This is a genomic window from Azospirillum sp. UENF 112521, assembly GCF_058780665.1.
Genome location: NZ_JBSNCI010000007.1, coordinates 60,776 through 81,351, shown reverse-complemented (window position 1 = coordinate 81,351; position 20,576 = coordinate 60,776). Strand labels below are relative to the sequence as shown.

The window sequence follows — 20,576 nt, the reverse complement described above, 5'->3', positions numbered from 1 at the left end:
GGTTTCCTTAAGTGCGCAGCCCGTCGAGGCCGCGGCTCATGCGGCGCTCCAGGGCTTTCATGCCGGCCGAGATCAGGCTGGCATAGGCGAAGTAGATGACCAGCACGGTCAGGAAGGGCAAGGCGGTGCTGCCGGTCTGCGAGCGGACGACCTGCGCCTGGAAGGTGAGGTCGCTGAGCGAGATCAGCGAGACGACCGAGGTCGCCTTCAGCAGTTCGATGGCGTTGTTGCAGAAGGTCGGCACCATCACCACCGCCGCCTGCGGCAGCAGCACGTGGCGCAGGCTCTGCCAGCGCGTCAGGTTCAGGGCGATGCAGGCCTCGTGCTGTTCGCGGCCGATGGACTGCACCGCCGCCCGCACCACCTCCGCGCCATAGGCGCCGACATTCAGCCCGAGCGCCAGCACGCCGGCCTGCAGCGGCGTCAGCGTCACCCCGATCAGCGGCAGGACGAAATAGGCCCAGAACAGCTGGACGAAGATCGACGTGCCGCGAAAGAACTCGATATAGGCGACCGACACGGCGCGCACCGCGGAGAAGCGCGACAGCCGGCCCAGCCCGGCGAGGAAGGCGGCCGGCAGGGCCAGCACGCAGCCGAGCACGGTCAGCTTCGCCGTCACCAGCGCGCCGTCCAGCATCAAGCCCAGATAGCCGGCCCAATCAGCCATGAAGCCGAGATCTCCTGCGTTCGGGGGAAAAAAGCGGAAACGGACGCAGTCGGATGCGCCGAGCCGCCGGATGCGCTCAGATGCGCTGTCCGGCAGCGATGATCTTCTTCAAGAAGGCCTGGGTCCGCTCGTGCGTCGGGTTGGTGAAGAGCATGTCGGGCGGCCCTTCCTCCACGATGCGGCCGCGGTCGAAGAACAGCACGCGGTCGGCGAAATCATGGGCGAAGCTCATCTCGTGGGTCACCAGCAACATGGTCATGTCGGTGGTCGACCCCAGCATCCGCATCACGCTCAGCACCTCTTCCACCAGTTCGGGGTCGAGGGCGGAGGTCACTTCGTCGAACAGCATGATCCTCGGCTGCAACGCCAGGGCGCGGGCGATTGCCACCCGCTGCTTCTGGCCGCCGGACAGCTGGGCCGGCATGGCGCGGGCCTTGTCGGCGAGGCCGACGAGGTCCAGCAGTTCCATCGCTCGGCGCTCGGCATCCGCCTTCCTGACGCCCTTGGTCAGCATCGGCGCCAGCGTGACGTTGTCCAGCACGCATTTGTGCGGGAACAGGTTGAACAGCTGGAACACCATGCCGATCTTGGTGCGCATCCGGTGCAGATGCGCCTCGTCGGCGGGGACCAGGCTGCCGTTGCGCTCCATCTGGAACAGGGGCTCGCCATCGATGCGGATGGTGCCGCTTTCGATGGTCTCCAGCGTCATCAGCGTCCGCAGGATCGTCGTCTTGCCGGAGCCGGACGGCCCGATCAGCGCCAGCTTCTCACCCGGCCGGACTGAAAAACACAAATCCTGCAGCACGGTGTGCGAGCCGTAGCGCTTCGTGACCCGGTCGATGTCGATGATTGTGTCGGTCACACCGGTCTTCCCTTGCAATGGTTGGCGACCGTGGATGTGCGCAAACGATGCGGGACCGCCTAAATCATGTCAATCCGGAAAATAAAATCATGACAATTCTGGAGAAGCCCCCCTCGGAATTGTTCAGATGGCGAGAAGCACCGGTTCCGGATCGCTGTTCAGCAGATTGACGATCACGCGCAGGCCGGCATGCAGCTCCGCCTCGGTGGTGGAGCCGATGGAGACGCGCAGCGCGTCGGGGCGCGTACCGGGACCGATGGCGAAGGCCGAGCCCGGCGCCAGCGCCACCCCCTGATGGCGGGCATGCGACACGAAGGTCGCCTCCGGCCGTCCTTCCCCCAGCGGCAGCCACAGATGCAGCCCCTCGGCATGGCTGCGATGGGGGATGCCCTTCAGGATTTCCGCCGCCAGCGCGTGGCGGCGGTGCAGGGCCTTGCGCTGCCATTCCACCATCTCCATCGCGAATCCGCTCTCGACCCAGCGGGTGGCGATCTCGGCGACGATGGGCGTCGCGATCCAGTTGGTCACCAGATGGCGGTTGGTGACGGCGGCGAGCAGCCGGTCCGGAACCACCAGATAGCCGGTGCGCAGGCCCGGCATCACCGTCTTGGTAAAGCTGGTGACGTAGAGGGTCCGTTCCGGTGCCAGGGCCGCCAGCGGCGGGCGCCGCTCGCTCAGCAGGGGCCCGAGCGGGTCGTTCTCCACGATGGAGAGATTGTGCCGCTGGGCCAGCCGCGCGATCTCCCTCCGCCGCTCTTCGCCCATGTGGGTCGCGGTGGCGTTGATGGGGTTCGGCATGACGAACAGGGCCTTGGCCGTGCCGTCGCGGCAGGCGGCGTCGAGCGCGTCGGGCCGGATCCCTTCTTCGTCGATGGCGACGCCGCGCAGCTTGATGCCGAGATAGGAGGCCAGCGGCAGCAGGGTGTGGTGCCCGACCTCCTCCGTCACCACGGTCGATCCGGGAGGGGCGGCGGCCATCAGGGCGATGGTCATGCCGGCGGTGGCGCCGTTGGTCAGGGTGACGTTGGCAGCCCCCGTCTCCACCCCGCAGTGGCGCAGCCAGGACACCGCCGTCGCCCGGTGGCGGGCGAACAGGGTGTTGGGGCGGAAGGACAGCACCACGGCCGGCGGCAGGCTGGCGGCAAGCTCCACCAGCGCCCCCCGCATCGCCTCCACATGCAGGGGCTCGCACACCGGCTTCAGGATCGACAGGTCGATCACCTCGTCGGTGCGTTGCGGGATGTAGGGCGGGTCGACCTCGGTCTGGACGGCGCGGATGAAGGTGCCGCGCCCGGTCTCCCCGCTGATCAGGCCGCGCCGGATCAGCTCCTCGTAGGCGCGGCTGACGGTCTGGACGGAAATGCCCAATTCATCGGCAAGCTGCCGGTGGGTGGGCAGCTGGTCGCCGACCGCCAGTTGGCCTTGCGCGATCGCCCGCTGCACCTGATCGGCCAGCGAGAGATAGACGGGCCTGCTCAAAGCCGATGCATCGGGGTGCCACTTTGTCATGCAACATTTCTGCTGGAAATCACCACATTTGACAATGGCGGAAAGCGCGGACATCGTCGGGTCGTCATTTTCCAGAGGCACGCCGCCCCATGCCCGACCTGAAGCTCGATTCCATCGACCTGCGCATCCTTTCGGAAATCCAGCGGGACGGCCGCATCACCAAGCTGGCGCTGGCCGACCGGGTGGGGCTGTCGCCGACGCCCTGCTGGGTGCGGCTGCGCCGGCTGGAGGAGGCCGGCATCGTCACCGGCTATCACGCGCGGCTGGCGCTGCGGCAGGTGACGCCCTTCGCGATGGCGCTGGTCGAGGTGACGCTGGGCAGCCACCGGCAGGCCGATTTCGACCGCTTCGAGCGGGCGGTCAGGGCCGAGCCCGGCATCGTCTCCTGCTGGTCGGTCGGCGGCGGGGTCGATTATGTCCTGCGGGTGGTGGCGCGCGACGTCGATGCCTATCAGCGGCTCATCGACCGGCTGCTGGACGGCGACGCCGGGATCGACCGCTATTTCACCTACATCGTCACGCGGACGGTGAAGGACGATGCGGCGATGCCGCTGGAAGCGCTGATGGAGGAGCCGGGCGGGTCCGTCGCAAGCTGATAGAGACTTTCTCTTCCTGCCCGCCTTGGGAAAGAGACAGTCTCCGCCCCAAGGGGCAGGTTCGGACACTCTCTCCATCGCGGCACCCCTAGACTCCGGACATCGGCGTTCCGACGCCCAAATCCTTTCCGGAGGTGTCCATGACCGCGCAGCTGTCCCGCCCGGACCGTCACGACGCCGTCAGCCGCCTGAGCGACCGCCGGCTGCTGCGCGAACTCGCCTATGTCGGCGGACGCTGGACCGCGGCGCCCGACGGCGCCACCTTCGCGGTGACCGACCCGGCCAGCGGACGGACCCTCGCCCAGGTCGCGGCGCTGGACGCCGCCCAGGCGACCGCCGCCGTCACCGCCGCCGCCGCCGCCTTTCCGGCCTGGAGCGCCCGGCTGCCGCAGGACCGCGCCGCCCGGCTGCGCGACTGGTTCGACCGCATCACCGCCGCCCGCGAGGATCTGGCCCTGCTGATGACGCTGGAGCAGGGCAAGCCGCTCGCCGAATCGCGGGGAGAAATCGACTATGCCGCCTCCTTCGTCGAATGGTACGCGGAGGAAGCCAAGCGGCTGGGCGTCGAGAGCATCGCCAGCCACCTGCCCGGTGCCGAAATGCTGCTGCGGCGGGAGGCTCTGGGCGTGGTCGGCATGGCTACGCCTTGGAACTTCCCGTCGGCGATGCTGACGCGCAAGGCGGCGGCGGCGCTGGCCGCCGGCTGCACCGTGGTGGCGCATGCGTCGTCCGAGACGCCGCTGTCGGCGCTGGCGCTGGCGGAGCTGGCGGAGCGGGCGGGCATCCCCGCCGGCGTGTTCAACGTCCTGACCGGCGATCCGGAGCCGCTGGTCGGCGCGCTGTGCGACGACGCCCGCGTCCGCGCCATGAGCTTCACCGGTTCCACCGAAATCGGCAGCCGCATCGCCGCGCGCTGCGCGCCCACCATGAAGCGGCTGGTGATGGAGTTGGGCGGCCATGCGCCGCTGCTGGTCTTCGCCGACGCCGATCTGCAACGGGCGGTCGACATCGCCATCGACGCGAAGTTCGCCACCTCCGGCCAGGACTGTCTCGCCGCCAACCGCATCTACGTGCAGCGCCCGCTCTACGACAGCTTCTGCGCCGCCTTCACTGCCCGCAGTGCCGCGCTGCGCGTCGGGCCGGGGCTGGAACCGGAGGTGCAGATCGGCCCGCTGATGAACGGGCGGGCGGTCGACAAATGCGCCCGTCATGTCCGCGACGCGCTGGACCGCGGCGCCCGCTGCCTGACCGGCGGCGAGGTCCATCCCGCCGGCCCGCTGTTCTACCGTCCGACAGTGCTGGCCGACGTCGCAACGGACTCGCTGATCCTGCGCGAGGAGACCTTCGGCCCGGTCGCCGCGATCCTGCCCTTCGATGACGAGGCGGAGGCGGTGGCCCGCGCCAACGACACCGACTACGGCCTCGTCGCCTATCTGGTGACCCGTGACGCCGGCCGGATCCTCTGCCTGTCGCGGGCGCTGCACTACGGCATGGTGGCGGTCAACCGGGTGAAGATCACCGGCGCGCCGGTTCCCTTCGGCGGGGTCAAGCAATCCGGCCTCGGCCGCGAAGGCTCGCGCCATGGGATGGAGGCCTTCACCGAGCTGAAATACGTCTGCCTCGACGCCGCCTGAGCAGAAACTCCCGATCTGGAAAGAAACGCCATGACCGACCTGACCAACGAGCTGACCGCCTGGGACCGCGACCATTTCTTCCACCCGTCGACCCACATGGCGGCGCATGCCCGCGGCGACACGCCGACCCGCGTCGTCACCGGCGGCGAGGGCGTCTACATCACCGACCGTGACGGCAAGCGCAGCCTGGACGCCTTCGCCGGCCTCTATTGCGTCAATGTCGGCTATGGCCGCCGCGAGATCGCCGACGCCATCGCCGAGCAGGCCGGCAAGCTGGCCTATTATCACGCCTATGTCGGGCATGGCAGCGAACCGTCGATCGCACTGGCCAAGATGATTATCGACCGGGCGCCCGCCGGGATGTCGCGCGTCTATTTCGGCCTGTCGGGATCGGACGCGAACGAGACCAACATCAAGCTGGTCTGGTATTACAACAACATCCTCGGCCGGCCCGAGAAGAAGAAGATCATCTCGCGCTGGCGCGGCTATCACGGGTCGGGGGTGATGACCGGCAGCCTGACCGGGCTGGAGCTGTTCCACAAGGCCTTCGACCTGCCGCGCCCGCCGGTGCTGCACACCGAAGCCCCCTATTATTTCCGCCGGGCCGACCGCAGCATGAGCGAGGAGCAGTTCTCCCAGCACTGCGCCGACCGGCTGGAGGCGCTGATCCAGGCGGAGGGACCGGAGACCATCGCCGCCTTCATCGGCGAACCGGTGCTGGGCACCGGCGGCATCGTCCCGCCGCCCGCCGGATATTGGGAGAAGATCCAGGCCGTCCTCGACAAGCACGACATTCTGCTGATCGCCGACGAGGTGGTGACCGGGTTTGGCCGGCTCGGCAGCATGTTCGGCTCCGACCATTATGGCATCCGGCCGGACCTCATCACCATCGCCAAGGGGCTGACCTCCGCCTATGCGCCGCTGTCGGGGGTGATCGTCGGCGAGCGGGTGTGGAAGGTGCTGGAGCAGGGCTCCGACCAGCTCGGTCCCATCGGCCATGGCTGGACCTATTCGGCGCATCCGCTCTGCGCCGCCGCCGGGGTGGCCAATCTGGAGCTGGTCGACACGCTCGACCTGGTGACCAACGCGCGCGAGACCGGGGGCTATTTCCGCGCGGCGCTGACCGACGCGCTGGGCGGGCATCCGATGGTCGGCGAGGTGCGCGGCGAGGGCATGCTGGCGGCAGTGGAGTTCGTCGCCGACCGGGATGACCGCCGCTTCTTCCCCGCCGAGACGAAGGTCGGGCCGCGCCTGTCCGCAGCCCTTCTGGAGCGGGGTGTCATCGCCCGCGCCATGCCCCAGGGGGACATCCTCGGCTTCGCACCGCCGCTCTGCCTGACGCGGGAGGAGGCCGACATCGTGGTGGCGGCGACGGCCAAGGCGGTGAAGGCTGTCGCGGCCGAACTCTGAACGCCGAACTCCGATTGGGCTCCGTCAGTGCGCCGGTCCCAGCCTAGCAGGGCTGATCGGCGTGGTGACGAGGGACCGACTGCCCGGTGAACCGCTCCACGCAGGCCGAGAGGCTCGCCAGGGTGGTTTCTTGGTAGACCCAGGGACCGAGCCCCGCACGGGCGACGGTGATTTCCCGGCGATCCCCGAGGTCGGTGATGGTCGCCGTGAAGCCGCCGACCGCGACACTCTGCTGTGAACAGGTCATTTGGATGCCCTCCTCGACATCATGCCGCAGGGTGGGCCGCCGCAATTAACGAGTCATGAACATATGGCGGTATGTGACCGCCTACCCACAAATAGCCCAGCTTGTTGGCTCGGCCAATCATCGCCAACCGGTGGGTCAGGCCACCCGCATCCGGTCGGCGTCGATGTTCAGCGTGTCGAGCCAGGTCGGATCCAGCTTCGGAACCGACGAGAACAGCAGTTTGGAATAGGGGTGCTGCGGCGGCTGTCGGTCGGCGGGGATGATAGTCTCCACCGTCTGCCCGCGATACATCACGACGATCTCGTCGCAGATCGCCTCGATCACCGACAGGTCGTGGCTGATGAACACATAGGACAGGCCAAGCTCGCGTTGCAGTTCCTTCAGCAGGTCGATGACCGCCGCCGCAACGACGGTGTCGAGGGCCGAGGTGATCTCGTCGCACAGGATCAGCTTCGGCTCCGCGGCGAGCGCACGGGCGAAGTTCACCCGCTGCTTCTGGCCGCCCGACAGTTCTGCCGGGCGGCGGTGGCGCAGGGCGCGGGGCAGGCGGACCATGTCCAGCAGCGCATCGACCCGCGCATCGCGGGCCTTGCCGCGCAGGCCGTGATAGAAGCTCAGCGGACGGCCGAGGATGTCCTCAATGGACTTGGCCGGGTTGAGCGCGGTGTCGGCGTGCTGGAAGACGATCTGCAGGTCGCGCAGCTGGTCGTGGCTGCGCTGGCGGGCGCTGTGCCACAGCTCCTTGCCATTGAACTGGATGTCGCCCTTGCAGGCCGGCAGGATCCCGGCGATGGCGCGCGCCAGCGTCGATTTTCCGCAGCCGGACTCGCCGATGATGCCGAGGTTGGTGCCCCGCTTCACCTGCAGGCTCACCCCCTTGACGGCGAGGACCAGCGGCTGCCCGTTCGACTGCGGCGGGCCGTAGCCGGCGCTCAGCGTGTTGATCTCCAGCAGCGGGGCGCTGGCGTCGGCGGCGGGCCGCACCTCGCGCCCGCCGGTGTCGGGGTGGAAGGCGTGCAGCAATTCCTGGGTGTAGGGGTGTGTCGGGCGCGTCAGGATGTCGTGGACGCTGCCGGTTTCCTGCACCGCGCCGTTGCGCAGCACCATGATGCGGTCGGCGATCTGGGCGACCACGGCCAGATCGTGGGAGACGTAGACGCAGGCGATCCTGTGCTGGGCGGTCACCGCCTTGAAGGCGCGCAGAACCTCGACCTGGGTGGTGACGTCCAGCGCCGTGGTCGGCTCGTCGAAGATCACCACCTTGGGATCGCCGATCAGCGCCATCGCCGCCGCCAGCCGTTGCAGCTGGCCGCCCGACACCTGATGCGGGTAACGGTCGCCGATGCTGTCGGGATTGGGCAAAGACAGGGCGCGGAACAGGGCGATGGCCCGGCGGCGGGCCTCGTCCGGCGGCATCAGGCGATGGATCCGCGTCACCTCGATGACCTGCTCCATGATGGTCGAGGCCGGGTTGAAGGCGGCGGCGGCACTCTGCGGCACATAGGCCACGGTGGTGCCGCGCAGGGCGGCGCGGTCCTTTTCCGGCAGCGTCACCATGTCATGGCCGTCGACCGTCACCGTTCCGCCGGAAATCCGGCAGCCCGGACGGGCGTAGCCGAGCAGCGTCATGGCGGCGGTGGTCTTGCCGGAGCCGCTTTCGCCGATGAAGGCGACGGTCTCGCCGGCGGCGATGTCCAGGTCGATGCCCTTCAGGATCTGGATCCAGCGGCCGGAATCGGTGGTGGCCTCGACCGTCAGGCCGCGGATTTCGACAAGGTTCGTCATCAGGAGGCACTCCGGTCCCGGATCTTCTGCGGAAGATTGTCGATCAGCAGATTGACGCTGATGGTCAGGGTGGCGATGGCCAGCGATGGCACGATCACCGCCGGTGCCGCGAAGGGCAGGCCGCCGATGTTCTCGCGCACCAGCGCCCCCCAGTCGGCATAGGGCGGCTGGACGCCCAGCCCCAGGAAGGACAGGCCCGACAGCAGCAGGACGATGAAGACGAAGCGCAGGCCGAGGTCGGCCAGCACCGGGCCGATGATGTTGGGCAGGATCTCCGATGCGATCAGATAGGGCAGCCTTTCGCCCCGGATGCGGGCGACCATGATGAAGTCCATCGTGTCGATGTTGATCGCCAGCGCCCGGCTGAAGCGGTAGGCGCCGGGAACATAGATGACCGACAGGGTCAGGATCAGAACGGGGATGGACGAGCCCACCGCCGCGACCACCATCAGGCCGAACAGCTTGCTGGGGATGGAGTTCATGGCGTCGAGGATGCGGCTGACCACCATGTCCACCGGCCCTCGCAGCACGGCCGAGGTCATGCCCAGCACCACGCCGGTGAAGCAGGCGATGGACACCGCGGCCAGCGAGATGCCGACAGTGTAGCGGGCGCCGTAGATGATGCGGGACAGCATGTCGCGGCCGAGATAGTCCGACCCCAGCCACAGGCCGGGCCGCATCGGGCCGAAATAATCGAGGTCGATCATCTCGCCCACCGAATGGGGCGTGATGTAGGGGGCGAACAGGGCGACCAGCGCCCAGAACAGGACGACGGAGAAGGCGGTCAGGCCGACCAGGTTGATCCGGTAGCCCGACCATGCCGCCAGCGAGCCGGTGGAAGAATTTGTCTTCATCGGAGCCTCGGGTTCGACAGGATGGCGACGATGTCGGCGGTGGTGATCAGGATCAGATACCCGAAGCAGAAGATCATCGCGCAGGACTGGATCAGCGGCAGGTCGCGGGTGGACACCGCATCGACCATCAGCTTGGCGACGCCCGGATAGTTGAAGATCGTCTCGACGATGATGACGCCGCCCAGCAGGTAGGAGAGCGACAGGGCGACCGCGTTGGAAATGGGCCCCAGCGCGTTGGGCAGGGCGTGGCGCAGGACCATCCGCGGACGCGAGGCCCCTTTCAGCAGCGCCATTTCGACATAGGGCGTGTTCAGCGTCTCGATCACCGCGGCTCTGGTCATGCGGATCATCTGCGCCGACACCCCGAAGGTCAGGGTGATGACCGGCATGGCGTAGGCCCGCAGCAGGCCGGAAAAGCTGTCGACATTGTAGGTGAAGGACAGGGCCGGCAGCCATTTCAGGTAGACGGCGAACACCAGAACGGCCAGGGTCGCCAGCACGAATTCCGGCACCGAGATGACGCCGATGGTGGCGATGGTGACGATGCGGTCATAGAGCGTGCGCCGCCACATGGCGGCGGTGATGCCCAGCGTCAGCGCCAGCGGTACCGACACCAGGGTGGTCAGCCCGGCCAGCTTGAGGGTGTTGGCGAGCCGGCCGGAAATCAGCGTGGCCACCGGCATATGGTTGGCGTAGGAGGTGCCGAGATCGCCCTGGAACAGGCCGCCGATCCAGTAGACGAAGCGCAGCAGGGCCGGTTCGTCGAGATGCATGGCCGTGCGCAGGCCGGCGACGGCTTCCGGCGTCGCCGCCTGCCCCAGCAGGATGGTCGCCGTGTCGCCGGGCAGCAGGGTGGTGGCGAAGAACACGGCGAAGGACACGATCGTCAGCGTGACCAGTGCGATGAGCAGCCGACCAAGGATGAGGGACGGAACGCGTGATGTCATGCTTGGCCTCCGCAAGGTGAGGCGCCCCCGCAGGGGTTGCCCGGATGGGCCGCGACGGGCCGGAAGGGCCGGCCCTTCGGCCGCCCCGTTCCGCCCGTCCACTGTATCAGGCGGCCAGCCAGACATACTCGGCGAAAGCGTAGCCCATCATGCCGCCCAGCGGGCTGGGGGCGAGGCCCTTCAGCTTGTCGCTGATGGCGTCGACGTTGGAGATGTAGGCGGGGATGATGGTGCCGGCCTCTTCGGCGATCATCACCTGCATCTCGTTGTAGATCTCCTTGCGCTTGGCCTGGTCGAGCATGCCGCGCGCTTCGATCATCATCCTGTCGAACTTCTCCGATTTGTACTTGCTCTCGTTCCACGGCGCTTCGGAGGCGTAGAGCAGGGAGAACAGGATGTCCGGCGTCGGCCGCGGGTTGATGTTGCCGAAATGGATCGGCGCCTTCAGCCAGTAGTTGCTCCAATAGCCGTCGGACGGCACGCGCTGGACGTCGAGCTTCATGCCGATCTCGGCGGCGGAGGCCTGGATCACCATCGCCATGTCGATGCCCGACGAGGCGGCATCCGACGTGATCACCGGGATCGACTGGCCCAGCACGCCCGCCTTCTTGAACAGCGCCTTCGCCTTTTCCGGGTCGAACGCCTTCGGCTTCAGCGCGGCGTTGTGGTACGGGTTGACGGGCGAGACCGGCTGGTCGTTGCCCACCTCGCCGAAGCCGCGCAGGGCCGATTTGACGATCTGCTCGCGGTTGACGATGTACTTCATCCCATCGACGAAGTCCTTGCGGCTGCCCGGCTCCATATCCAGGCGGATATTCAGGTCGGTATAGTTGCCGGACGTCGTCTTCGACAGGACGAAGCCCTTCTGCCCGTCCACCAGGCGGGTCGAGCGCGGGTTGATCGACGCGGCGAGATGGATGTCGCCGGACAGCAGCGCGTTGACGCGGGCATTGTCGTCGCTGATCGCGAAGAACTCGAAGGAGTCGACGTTCGGGCCGCCCTTCCAGTAATTCTGGTTGCGCAGGCCGATGGAGCGCACGCCCGGCTCGAAGCTCTTGCAGGTGAAGGCGCCGGTGCCGTTGCCCTTGGAGAAGTCGGTGGTGCCGTCGGCCACGATCATGAAATGGTGGGTGGCCAGGATGGTCGGCAGATCGGCGTTGGGGCTGGCCAGCTCGATCTCGACGGTGGTCTTGTCGACGGCCTTGAACCCCGTCATCTGCGCGGCGATCTTCGCGACCTTGGAACCGACGGCGGGATCGAGGTGGCGCTTCAGCGAATACACCACGTCGTCGGCGGTCAGCGACTTGCCGTCGTGGAAGGTGACGCCCTTGCGCAGCTTGACCGTCCAGGTCTTGGCATCGCCCGATTCCACGCTCTCGGCCAGCTCCATCTGCGGGATGCCGTTCTGGTCCAGCGTGGTCAGGCGGTTGTAGAAGGCGCAGCAGCGGACATAATCGGTGGACAGCGACGCCTTGGCCGGATCCAGCGTGTCGGCGGTCGAGGCCGACCAGCCGGCGGCCTTCAGCGCGCCGCCCTTCACCGGAGTCGCGGCCAGCGCCATGCCGGCGCGGCCCAGGACGAGGTCGGCAGCCGCCAGCGACACCCCGCCGGCCAGCAGCATCTTCAACAGGTCGCGGCGGCTGGCCCCGCGCCGGATGGCGCTTTCGACCATGCTGTCGTCGGCCCCGGTCCAGTTTTTGGGGCTCCAGTTTTGGAGAGTCCGGGTTTCAGGCGTCTTGATCATGTCTGCCTCACTCTGTTCAGGATTGTTCGTTCGTTTCTTTTTTGCGCGCTCCGGTTTGGTCCGGTTACGCGGACGCCGTCTTCGGCTCTGCGGCCGCTGCGTCGACGGCGTCAGCCAGTTCCGCCATCGAGCAGAAATGGAAATCCGGTTCGGTGAACTCGGCGGGTTCGATGGTGCCGCCATAGCCCTTCTGGGCGTGCCGCCGCTGGATCCAGCAGTTGGTCATGCCGAGGCGGCGGGACACCCCGATGTCGTGATACTGGCTCTGGGCGACGTGCAGGATGTCGTCCTTGCTGCCGCCGTCGCGCTCGACGAAGTCGAACACCTGCTGGAAGAAGGCGGGGTTGGGCTTTTCGACGCCGGTGTCGTCGGCGGTGAAGCCGGCAAAGAACGGATCGCCCAGCTCGCGGGAGAAATGGGTGAAGGCCCAGCGCCGCGCGTTGGTCATCGCGATCAGCTTGTAGCGCTTGGCCAGACGCGCCAGGGCCTCCCGGCTGTCGGGGAAGCCGGCCCAGACCGCCGCGGACTCCCGCAGGCGTTCGCCGTACTGCGTGCCGGCGGGCAGCCCCAGCTTGGGCGCGATCACCGAATAGACGCGCGCCAGATCGTCGGGGAACAGGTCGGCTTCCGGGGCGTAGCGCGCCTCGCGGTAGAGGGTCAGCGCCGCCTCGCCGTCCACCTCGGTGCCGGCCTCCGCTGCGATTGCGGCGAGGCAGTCCTTGATGCCGGATTCGAAGTCGATCAGGGTGCCGACGACGTCGAAGGTCAGATATTTGAAGCTCGGCAAACTCTTGGTCAACGCACCATCTCCTCATCAAGGACCGCAGGGGAACCGTTCCGGTCCGGCGGGGCGTTTCAGGTCCGGCGGCAACGTCCGCCGGGATGTCTTTTCGGAGCCGGTCCCTCTTGAGCTGGCCTGGAGAGTCGGTCTTCTTCCCCTCCAGTGTGGTCCAAGGGTTGGGTGGGGGTCTCCGAATCTTCAGTGCTGGACAGCAGAAAATGCTGGATACGGAGGGATCTGCGGTTTTTTCCGCGGACACCCCTTTTTCGTCTAGCGCATCGCCCGGCGGACGTCCGGATCCTCCAGGGTCTGGTCGAGCGTCTGCGCCGTCCGCTCCAGGATCGCGTCGATGTCCTCGTCGGTGCAGCAGAGCGGCGGGGCATAGCCCAGCACGCCGTTGGCGAAGGCGCGGATCACCAGACCGTTGTTCCAGGCGCGGTCGAAAATCCGGCGCGACGGCTCGGCGGCGGCGGGCAGGGGGGTCTTGCGCTCCTTGTCGACCACCAGTTCGATGGCGGCCAGCATGCCGCGCCCGCGCACATCGCCGACCAGCGGATGGTCGCGCAGTGCGTGCAGCCCGGCCATCAGCCGTGCCCCGGCCCTGGCGCCGTTGGCGAGCAGGCTGTCCTCGTACAGGCGCAAGGCCGCCAGCCCCACCGCGGCACTGACGGGGTGGGCGGAGTAGGTGTAGCCATGGCCGACCGCGCTGCTGCCGGCGGCGTCCGCGATGGTATCGTACACCGCGTCCGACAGGAAGACCGCGCCCATCGGCACATAGCCGGAGGTCAGGCCCTTCGCCGTCGTCATCATGTCGGGGACCACGCCGTCGTCGCTACAGGCGAACAGCGGGCCGGTGCGGCCGAAGCCGGTGATGACCTCGTCGGCGACGAACAGGATGCCCAGGCTGCGGCAGCGGTCGCACATCGCCTTCATCCAGCCGTCGGGCGGCACCAGCACGCCGCCCGATCCCTGGATCGGCTCGGCATAGAAGGCGGCGACCCGCTCCGGTCCGCCGATCTCGGCGATCTTCGCGTCGAGGGCGGCGAGCGAGGCGGCGATGATCGCATCGGCATCGTCGCCCACCGGGTTGCGGTAGGCGTAGTGCGACGGAATCTTGTGCTGCCAGTCGAAAGGCACGCCGAAGCCGGCATGGAAGGCGGGAAGCGCGGTCAGGCCCGACCCGACGGTGGAGGAGCCGTGATAGCCCTGCTCGATGGAGATGAACTGGTCGCGCTGCGGCTGGCCCTTGGCCTGCCAGTAATAGCGGATGAAGCGGATGGTGCTGTCCACCGCGTCCGACCCGCCAAGCGTGAAATAGACATGGTTCAGGTCGCCGGGCGCCCGTTCGGCGAGTGCTGCGGCCAGACGGATCGCCGGTTCGCTGCCCAGCCCGAAATAGCCGGTGGCGTAGGGCAGTTCCTGCATCTGGCGGGTGGCGGCGTCGATGAGGCTCTGCTGGCCGTAGCCGGCGTTGACGCACCACAGGCCGGCGAAACCGTCGACCAGCCGGCGGCCGGCGGCGTCGGTGATCGTCGCCCCGGCGCCGGAGGCGATCACCCGGACGCCGGCCTTCTCATGGCCGCGGTACGAGGCGACGGGATGGACCAGATGGGCACGGTCGAGTTCGATCAGGGAATTGCTGAGCATGGTCCTCTCCGGATCAGCCGAGTGCCTGGCTGGCGAGCGCGAAAGTCGATAAGGGGGCGGGTGACGCGGCGGCTGTCGCTGGCGCCGGGCGGCGCATGGCGATGCCGCCGCCGACATGACGCAGACCGCAATCCGCCAGCCATGGGGCGAGGCGGGTGTCGGCGGTGGTGTCCACCCGCAGGAATTTGCCCGGATGCGCCGCGAGGATCGGGCCGATCAGGGCCTTGGCGCCGTCCGCGTCGGGGGCGACCACCGGGCCCACGACCTGCCCGCGGCCGAAATCGCGCAGAGCGGCGAAGCCGGCGGGGACGCCGTTCCGGCGCAGCAGCGTAAAGGACCCGACCCCGGCGATGCGCTCCAGCAGCGGGCGGCGGTCGGCGCCGAAGGCCTGGCGGTCGAGCGCGGCGATGGCCGCAAGCTCGTCGGTGCCGGCCGGGGCGACGTCCTCCGCCGTCACCGGCGGAACCGGACCGGCTTCGCCCTGGTGCTGGAGGACGGTGCCGACCTCGCGGAAGCCCAGCTTTTCATAGAGCGGCAACCCCTCGCTGGTGGCGACGAGGCGCAGGGGGTGGCCGTCCGCCAGCGCCATCGCCTCGTCCATCAGGCGGCGGCCGAGGCCCTGCCCGCGCCAGCCCTCGTCGACGATGACCATGTTGATGGTGGCGGCATCCTTGCCATAGGGCGTCATCAGGACGGTGCCGACCAATCGGCCCGACCCGGCATCCACGGCGACCAGCCCCCGGCTCAGCGACAGGAGCAGCGACCAGTCTTCCAGCCGGTGCGGCCATTGCGCCTGCCGCGACAGGGCGAGCGCATCGCCCAGATGCTTGGGCTCGAAGGCCGTGCAGTCGACCGCTCTCTTGGGAACCGTATTCTTGTTCATGGGCAGTCCTTTCACCCTCTGCCTCCAAGAGTGTGCGCAGCGGCCCCGGACGTTTGTCTGAAGGCGATACCCGCCGCGACATCTTTCACCTTTGCTCCGGCAGCCCGCCGCATCTTATGCCGCGAGGATGGCGGACGAACCGGCGGACGGGGCATCCATCCCCCGTTCCGGGCGCCCCGGCGCCGTTCCGCCCCCAACCAAATGCTGAGGGCCGAGACGGAAACGAAACTTTGTGCTTTCGCGCCGGGCAATTCGGTCAGGCCCGGCTTCACGGCGACGGTAGGATCATGGGGCAGGGCCGGCGGCGTCTTATCGCCAATTCGGCTCACTCCAATTCGCCCCCTCCCACGTCGTTCCATCCCAAGGATGCAGCCATGAGCCAGTTCCGGCCGAAATACGTCACCTTCGATTGCCACGGCACGCTGATCAACTTTCAGATGGCCGAAGCGGCGCGCGACCTGTACGGGTCGATCCTCGACGAGGCGCGGATGACGGAGTTCATCAAAAACTTCGCCGCCTACCGCCTCGACGAGATCATGGGCGCCTGGAAGCCCTATGCCGAGGTCGTGCACAATTCGCTGGAGCGCAGCTGCAAGCGCAACAACGTCGTCTTCCGCGACGAGGATGCGCGCATGGTGTACGAGCGGGTTCCCACCTGGGGTCCGCATGCCGACGTGCCGGCCGGCCTGGCCAAGGTCGCCAAGGAAATCCCGCTGGTCATCCTGTCGAACGCGATGAACGACCAGATTCCGTCGAACGTGGCGAAGCTGGGCGCGCCCTTCCACGCCGTCTACACCGCCGAACAGGCGCAGGCCTACAAGCCGCGCTTCCAGGCGTTCGAATACATGTTCGACATGCTCGGCTGCGGGCCGGAAGACATCCTGCACTGCTCCTCCTCCTTCCGCTACGACCTGATGTCGGCGCACGATCTGGGGATCCGCAACAAGGTGTGGGTCAACCGCGGCCACGAGCCGGCCAACCCCTATTACGGCTATGTCGAGATTTCCGACATCTCCGGGCTGCCCGGCGTGGTCGGTCTGTAAGGGGCGGAACTTTCAAGGTTCGGGCTGCAACGACAAGGACCCAGGTCATGAAATTCGTCTCCTACTGGCACGACACCGCTCCGGCCTTCACAGGCGGGGCCGAAGGAACCGTCGAGGGCCATTACGACGTCGCCATCGTCGGAGGGGGGTTCACCGGCCTGGGTGCCGCCCGCCAGCTCGCCAAGGCCGGGGCGCGGGTGATCGTGCTGGAGGCGGACCGCGTCGGCGGCGGCGCTTCGGGCCGCAACGGCGGCCACCTCAACAACGGTCTGGCGCACAGCTTCATCGCTGCCAAGACCGCGCTGGGGACGGAGCGTGCCGTCGCCCTCTACCGCGCCTTCGACCAGTCCATCGACACGCTGGAGGCGTTGATCGCCGAAGAGGGGATCGACTGCAGCTTCCGCCGCGCCGGCAAGCTGAAGCTGGCCTCCAAGCCGGCGCATTTCGACGCCATCGCCCGCAACTTCGAGGTGGTGCACCGCGAGGTCGATCCCGACACGGCCCTGCTGACCGCCGAAGAGCTGAAGGGAGAGGTCGGCTCGCCCTTCTTCGGTGCGATGCTGTCGCGTAAGAGCGCCATGATGCATATGGGCCGCTTCGTGGTCGGGCTGGCCGACGCCGCCAAACGGCACGGTGCGGTGCTGGTCGAAAACGCGCCGGTCGGCGCCATCGCCCGCACGGGCGACCGCCACACGCTGACCACGCCGCGCGGCACGGTCACCGCCAAGGAGGTGCTGGTCGCCACCGGCGCCTACACCACGCCGAATTTCAGCCATTTCCGCCGCCGCATCATCTCGGTCGGCAGCTTCATCATCGCCACCCGCCCGCTCAGCGACGGCGAGATCGCATCGGTGGTGCCGGGCAACCGCACCTATGTCACGTCGATGAACATCGGCAACTACTTCCGCCTGTCGCCCGACCGGCGGCTGATCTTCGGTGGTCGCGCCCGCTTCTCGGCGACGTCCGACCAGCAGTCCGACGCCAAGAGCGGGGCGATCCTGCGCGCGAGCCTTGCAAGGATTTTCCCGCAGATCGCCAGCATCGACATCGATTACTGCTGGGGCGGGCTGGTGGACATGACCAGCGACCGCTACCCGCGCGCCGGCTACCAGGACGGGCTGTGGTACGCCATGGGCTATTCAGGCCACGGGGCGCAGCTGTCGACCCATCTCGGCATGACCATGGCCGACGCGATCCTGGGACGCGAGGACCGGAACCCGCTGAAGGGCTTGTCCTGGCCCGCCGTCCCCGGCCATTTCGGCAAGCCCTGGTTCCTGCCGCTGGTCGGGCTGTATTACAAGGCGCTCGACCGCATCCAGTGATTGGCGGGAAGAGTTAAAAAAATGCCCGGCAGGAGCGAAACGCTCCCGCCGGGCTTTTGCTGTTTGTCGAGTGTCACCCCAGCCCGCCGATGTGGAAGGTTTTCAGCTCCAGATACTCTTCGATGCCGACCTGTGCGCCTTCGCGGCCCAGGCCGGACTGCTTGACGCCGCCGAAGGGGGCGACTTCGGTGGAAATCGCGCCGGTGTTCAGCCCGATCATGCCGGCCTCCAGCGCCTCTCCGACCCGCCAGGACCGCGCGAGGTTCTGCGTGTAGAAATAGGCGGCCAGCCCGAACGGCGTCGCGTTGGCCAGCGCGATGGCCTCCTCCTCCGTCTCGAAGCGGAACAGCGGGGCCACCGGGCCGAAGGTCTCCTCATGCGCCAGCAGCATGTCGGTGGTGGCGCCGGTCAGCACCACCGGGGCGACATATTGCGCACCCTTCGCCGCGACGGCGGAAGAGGCGATGCTGGCCCCCTTGGACACCGCATCGGCGACGTGGCGCTCGATCTTGGCGACGGCGGCTTCGTTGATCATCGGGCCGATGGCGACGCCCGGCTCCAGCCCCGATCCCACCCGCATGGCGTTGACGCGGGCGACCAGCCGGTCGCGGAACGCCTCGTAGACGCCCGACTGCACCAGGATGCGGTTGGCGCAGACGCATGTCTGCCCGCCGTTGCGGAACTTGGAGAGGATGACACCCTCCACCGCCTGGTCCAGATCGGCGTCGTCGAACACGATGAAGGGCGCGTTGCCGCCCAGCTCCAGGCTCAGCCGCTTGATGCCGTCGGCGGCCCCGCGCATCAGCAGAGAGCCGACGCGGGTGGAGCCGGTGAAGGAGATCTTGCGGACGGTCTCGTTCGCCAGAAGCTCCTCGCCGATGGCCTCCGGCCGGCCGGTCAGGATGTTGACCACGCCGGCCGGGATGCCGGCGCGTTCGGCAAGCACGCCCAGCGCCAGCGCCGAATAGGGCGTGAAGTCCGACGGCTTGATGACCACGGTGCAGCCGGCGGCCAGCGCCGGGGCGACCTTGCGGGTGATCATGGCGTTGGGGAAGTTCCACGGCGTGATGATGCCGCAGACCCCGACCGGCTCCTTCAGCACGACGATGCGGCGGTCGGGGGTGGGGGAGGGGATGGTGGTCCCGCCGATCCGCCGCGCCTCCTCGGCGAACCATTTGACGAAGGAGGCGCCATAGCGGATTTCGCCGCGCGCCTCGTCCAGCGGCTTGCCCTGCTCCAGCGTCAGGATGCGCGCCAGATCCTCCAGATTCTCGATCATCAGCGCGTGCCAGCGCTCCAGCAGCGCGGCACGGTCGGCATGGGTGCGCCGCTTCCAGGCCGGGTAGGCTTCGGCCGCGGCGGCGATGGCGTCGCGGGCGTCGGTTCCGTCCATGTCGGGAACGCTGCCGAGGGTGCCGCCGGTCGCCGGGTTCTGGACGCCGATGGTCCGGCCGGCAGCCCCGTCGCACCAGCGGCCGCCGATCAGCCCCCGTTCGCGGAACAGGGAGGAGTCCGTCAGGTGATGGATCATGGTCTTGTGTTTTCCGCTGCGTGTGGGTGGCGAGGGGACCGGCGTTACGACAGGGCCGACAGCACGGCGGCGGTGATCGCGTCCGTCCTGTCCTTGCCGGGAACGGTGCCGATGCCGCGGCCGGTGGTGTCGCCCAGTGCGGCCATCACGCGGTCGGCGGCGGCCTTTTCCCCCAGATGCTCCAGCATCATGGCGCCCGACCAGATGGCGGCGATGGGGTTGGCGATGCCGAGATGGGCGATGTCGGGGGCCGAGCCGTGCACCGGCTCGAACATCGACGGCGCCTTGCGGTCGGGGTTCAGGTTGGCCGAGGCGGCGAAGCCCAGCCCGCCCTGGATCGCCGCCCCCAGATCGGTGAGGATGTCACCGAACAGGTTGGAGGCGACGACCACGTCCAGGCTTTCCGGCGCGGTCACCATGCGCGCCGCCATGGCGTCGACGTGATAGCTCGTCACCTCGACATCCGGATGTTCGGCGGCCAGCTGCCGGGTGATCTCGTCCCAGAACACCATCGAGTATTTCTGCGCGTTCGACTTGGTGACGGAGGCCAGCTTGCCGCGCCGGGCGCGGGCCTGGGCGAAGGCGAAGCGCAGGATGCGCTCCACCCCCATGCGGGTGAAGACACCGGTCTCCACCGCAACCTCCTGCGGCGTCCCCTGATGGATGCGCCCGCCGGCGCCGGCATATTCGCCTTCGGTGTTCTCGCGGATGCACAGGATGTCGAAGCCGCCGCGGCGCAACGGACCCTCCACCCCCGGCAGCAGCCGGTGCGGGCGGACATTGGCATACTGGTCGAATGCCTTGCGGATCGGCAGCAGCAGCCCGTGCAGCGACACCGCGTCCGGCACCTCCGCCGGCCAGCCGACGGCCCCCAGCAGGATGGCGTCGTACTTGCGCAAGCTGTCGATGCCGTCGGCCGGCATCATCACGCCGGTTTCCTTGTAATGGGCGCAGGACCAGGGCAGTTCGGTGCCGGTCAGCGCGAAGCCCGACTGCGTCGCCACGGCCTGCAACACCTCCCAGGCCGCGTCGACCACGGGATGCCCGATGCCGTCGCCCTTGATGATCGCAATGTTGTGGGTCTTCATCGAACGTCCCCTGTCTTTTTGATTGG

Annotated in this window: 18 protein-coding genes; 5 read left to right on the top strand and 13 right to left on the bottom strand. The window is 68.0% G+C overall.

Annotated elements, in window-relative coordinates:
* Nucleotides 1–7: 7 nt before the first annotated feature.
* The 3 genes from ehuC to ehuR form a co-directional block, all read right to left on the bottom strand.
* Nucleotides 8–667 carry an ectoine/hydroxyectoine ABC transporter permease subunit EhuC gene (gene ehuC, locus ACWPN8_RS29105; RefSeq protein ID WP_492243277.1) on the bottom strand — a complete coding sequence of 220 codons (660 nt, stop codon included), beginning with the start codon at nt 665–667 and terminating at the stop codon, nt 8–10.
* Between the two features lie 76 nt (nt 668–743).
* Nucleotides 744–1,529, bottom strand: a complete 786-nt coding sequence (gene ehuA, locus ACWPN8_RS29100; RefSeq protein WP_492243276.1) for an ectoine/hydroxyectoine ABC transporter ATP-binding protein EhuA — start codon at nt 1,527–1,529, stop codon at nt 744–746.
* A 123-nt stretch (nt 1,530–1,652) separates the two neighbouring features.
* Complete coding sequence (gene ehuR, locus ACWPN8_RS29095; RefSeq protein ID WP_109448885.1) at nt 1,653–3,038, bottom strand: MocR-like ectoine utilization transcription factor EhuR; 1,386 nt, start codon at nt 3,036–3,038, stop codon at nt 1,653–1,655.
* A gap of 89 nt (nt 3,039–3,127) precedes the next feature.
* On the opposite strand from ehuR, the gene ACWPN8_RS29090 reads away from it, so the two are divergent.
* The 3 genes from ACWPN8_RS29090 (at nt 3,128) to ACWPN8_RS29080 (ending at nt 6,678) form a co-directional block, all read left to right on the top strand.
* A complete protein-coding gene (locus tag ACWPN8_RS29090) occupies nt 3,128–3,634 on the top strand; it encodes an Lrp/AsnC family transcriptional regulator (protein WP_109448883.1) in 507 nt (168 codons plus the stop codon).
* A gap of 140 nt (nt 3,635–3,774) precedes the next feature.
* Complete coding sequence (locus ACWPN8_RS29085; RefSeq protein ID WP_492243275.1) at nt 3,775–5,268, top strand: NAD-dependent succinate-semialdehyde dehydrogenase; 1,494 nt, start codon at nt 3,775–3,777, stop codon at nt 5,266–5,268.
* Nucleotides 5,269–5,298: 30 nt separating this feature from the next.
* Complete coding sequence (locus ACWPN8_RS29080; RefSeq protein WP_492243274.1) at nt 5,299–6,678, top strand: aspartate aminotransferase family protein; 1,380 nt, start codon at nt 5,299–5,301, stop codon at nt 6,676–6,678.
* A gap of 43 nt (nt 6,679–6,721) precedes the next feature.
* Here the strand turns inward: ACWPN8_RS29080 and ACWPN8_RS29075 are convergent, their stop codons facing one another.
* The 8 genes from ACWPN8_RS29075 to ACWPN8_RS29040 form a co-directional block, all read right to left on the bottom strand.
* On the bottom strand, nt 6,722–6,925 hold the full coding sequence (locus ACWPN8_RS29075) for a hypothetical protein (protein WP_492243273.1): 204 nt from the start codon (nt 6,923–6,925) through the stop codon (nt 6,722–6,724).
* Between the two features lie 135 nt (nt 6,926–7,060).
* Nucleotides 7,061–8,710 (bottom strand): ABC transporter ATP-binding protein, encoded by a 1,650-nt coding sequence (locus tag ACWPN8_RS29070; RefSeq protein ID WP_492243272.1) that lies wholly within the window; start codon nt 8,708–8,710, stop codon nt 7,061–7,063.
* Complete coding sequence (locus tag ACWPN8_RS29065; protein ID WP_109448875.1) at nt 8,710–9,564, bottom strand: ABC transporter permease; 855 nt, start codon at nt 9,562–9,564, stop codon at nt 8,710–8,712. The genes ACWPN8_RS29070 and ACWPN8_RS29065 overlap by 1 nt, the downstream gene beginning before the upstream one ends.
* Complete coding sequence (locus ACWPN8_RS29060) at nt 9,561–10,511, bottom strand: ABC transporter permease (protein ID WP_109448873.1); 951 nt, start codon at nt 10,509–10,511, stop codon at nt 9,561–9,563. The genes ACWPN8_RS29065 and ACWPN8_RS29060 overlap by 4 nt, the downstream gene beginning before the upstream one ends.
* Before the next feature lie 106 nt (nt 10,512–10,617).
* Nucleotides 10,618–12,255, bottom strand: coding sequence for an ABC transporter substrate-binding protein (locus ACWPN8_RS29055; protein ID WP_492243271.1), 1,638 nt, complete (start codon nt 12,253–12,255; stop codon nt 10,618–10,620).
* Between the two features lie 64 nt (nt 12,256–12,319).
* Nucleotides 12,320–13,054 (bottom strand): HAD-IA family hydrolase, encoded by a 735-nt coding sequence (locus ACWPN8_RS29050; RefSeq protein ID WP_492243270.1) that lies wholly within the window; start codon nt 13,052–13,054, stop codon nt 12,320–12,322.
* 252 nt (nt 13,055–13,306) lie between these two features.
* Nucleotides 13,307–14,683 carry an aspartate aminotransferase family protein gene (locus tag ACWPN8_RS29045; protein ID WP_109448867.1) on the bottom strand — a complete coding sequence of 459 codons (1,377 nt, stop codon included), beginning with the start codon at nt 14,681–14,683 and terminating at the stop codon, nt 13,307–13,309.
* Between the two features lie 13 nt (nt 14,684–14,696).
* Nucleotides 14,697–15,566 carry a GNAT family N-acetyltransferase gene (locus tag ACWPN8_RS29040; protein WP_492243269.1) on the bottom strand — a complete coding sequence of 290 codons (870 nt, stop codon included), beginning with the start codon at nt 15,564–15,566 and terminating at the stop codon, nt 14,697–14,699.
* Between the two features lie 374 nt (nt 15,567–15,940).
* Between ACWPN8_RS29040 and ACWPN8_RS29035 the strand changes: the two genes are divergently transcribed.
* Together ACWPN8_RS29035 and ACWPN8_RS29030 are read left to right on the top strand one after the other, a co-directional pair.
* Nucleotides 15,941–16,609, top strand: a complete 669-nt coding sequence (locus ACWPN8_RS29035; RefSeq protein WP_492243268.1) for a haloacid dehalogenase type II — start codon at nt 15,941–15,943, stop codon at nt 16,607–16,609.
* 47 nt (nt 16,610–16,656) lie between these two features.
* Nucleotides 16,657–17,931 carry an NAD(P)/FAD-dependent oxidoreductase gene (locus ACWPN8_RS29030; RefSeq protein WP_109448861.1) on the top strand — a complete coding sequence of 425 codons (1,275 nt, stop codon included), beginning with the start codon at nt 16,657–16,659 and terminating at the stop codon, nt 17,929–17,931.
* Nucleotides 17,932–18,004: 73 nt separating this feature from the next.
* On the opposite strand, the gene ACWPN8_RS29025 is transcribed toward ACWPN8_RS29030, so the two are convergent.
* On the bottom strand, nt 18,005–19,462 hold the full coding sequence (locus ACWPN8_RS29025; RefSeq protein WP_492243267.1) for an NAD-dependent succinate-semialdehyde dehydrogenase: 1,458 nt from the start codon (nt 19,460–19,462) through the stop codon (nt 18,005–18,007).
* A 44-nt stretch (nt 19,463–19,506) separates the two neighbouring features.
* On the bottom strand, nt 19,507–20,550 hold the full coding sequence (locus ACWPN8_RS29020) for a tartrate dehydrogenase (RefSeq protein ID WP_109448857.1): 1,044 nt from the start codon (nt 20,548–20,550) through the stop codon (nt 19,507–19,509).
* Between the last annotated feature and the right edge of the window lie 26 nt (nt 20,551–20,576).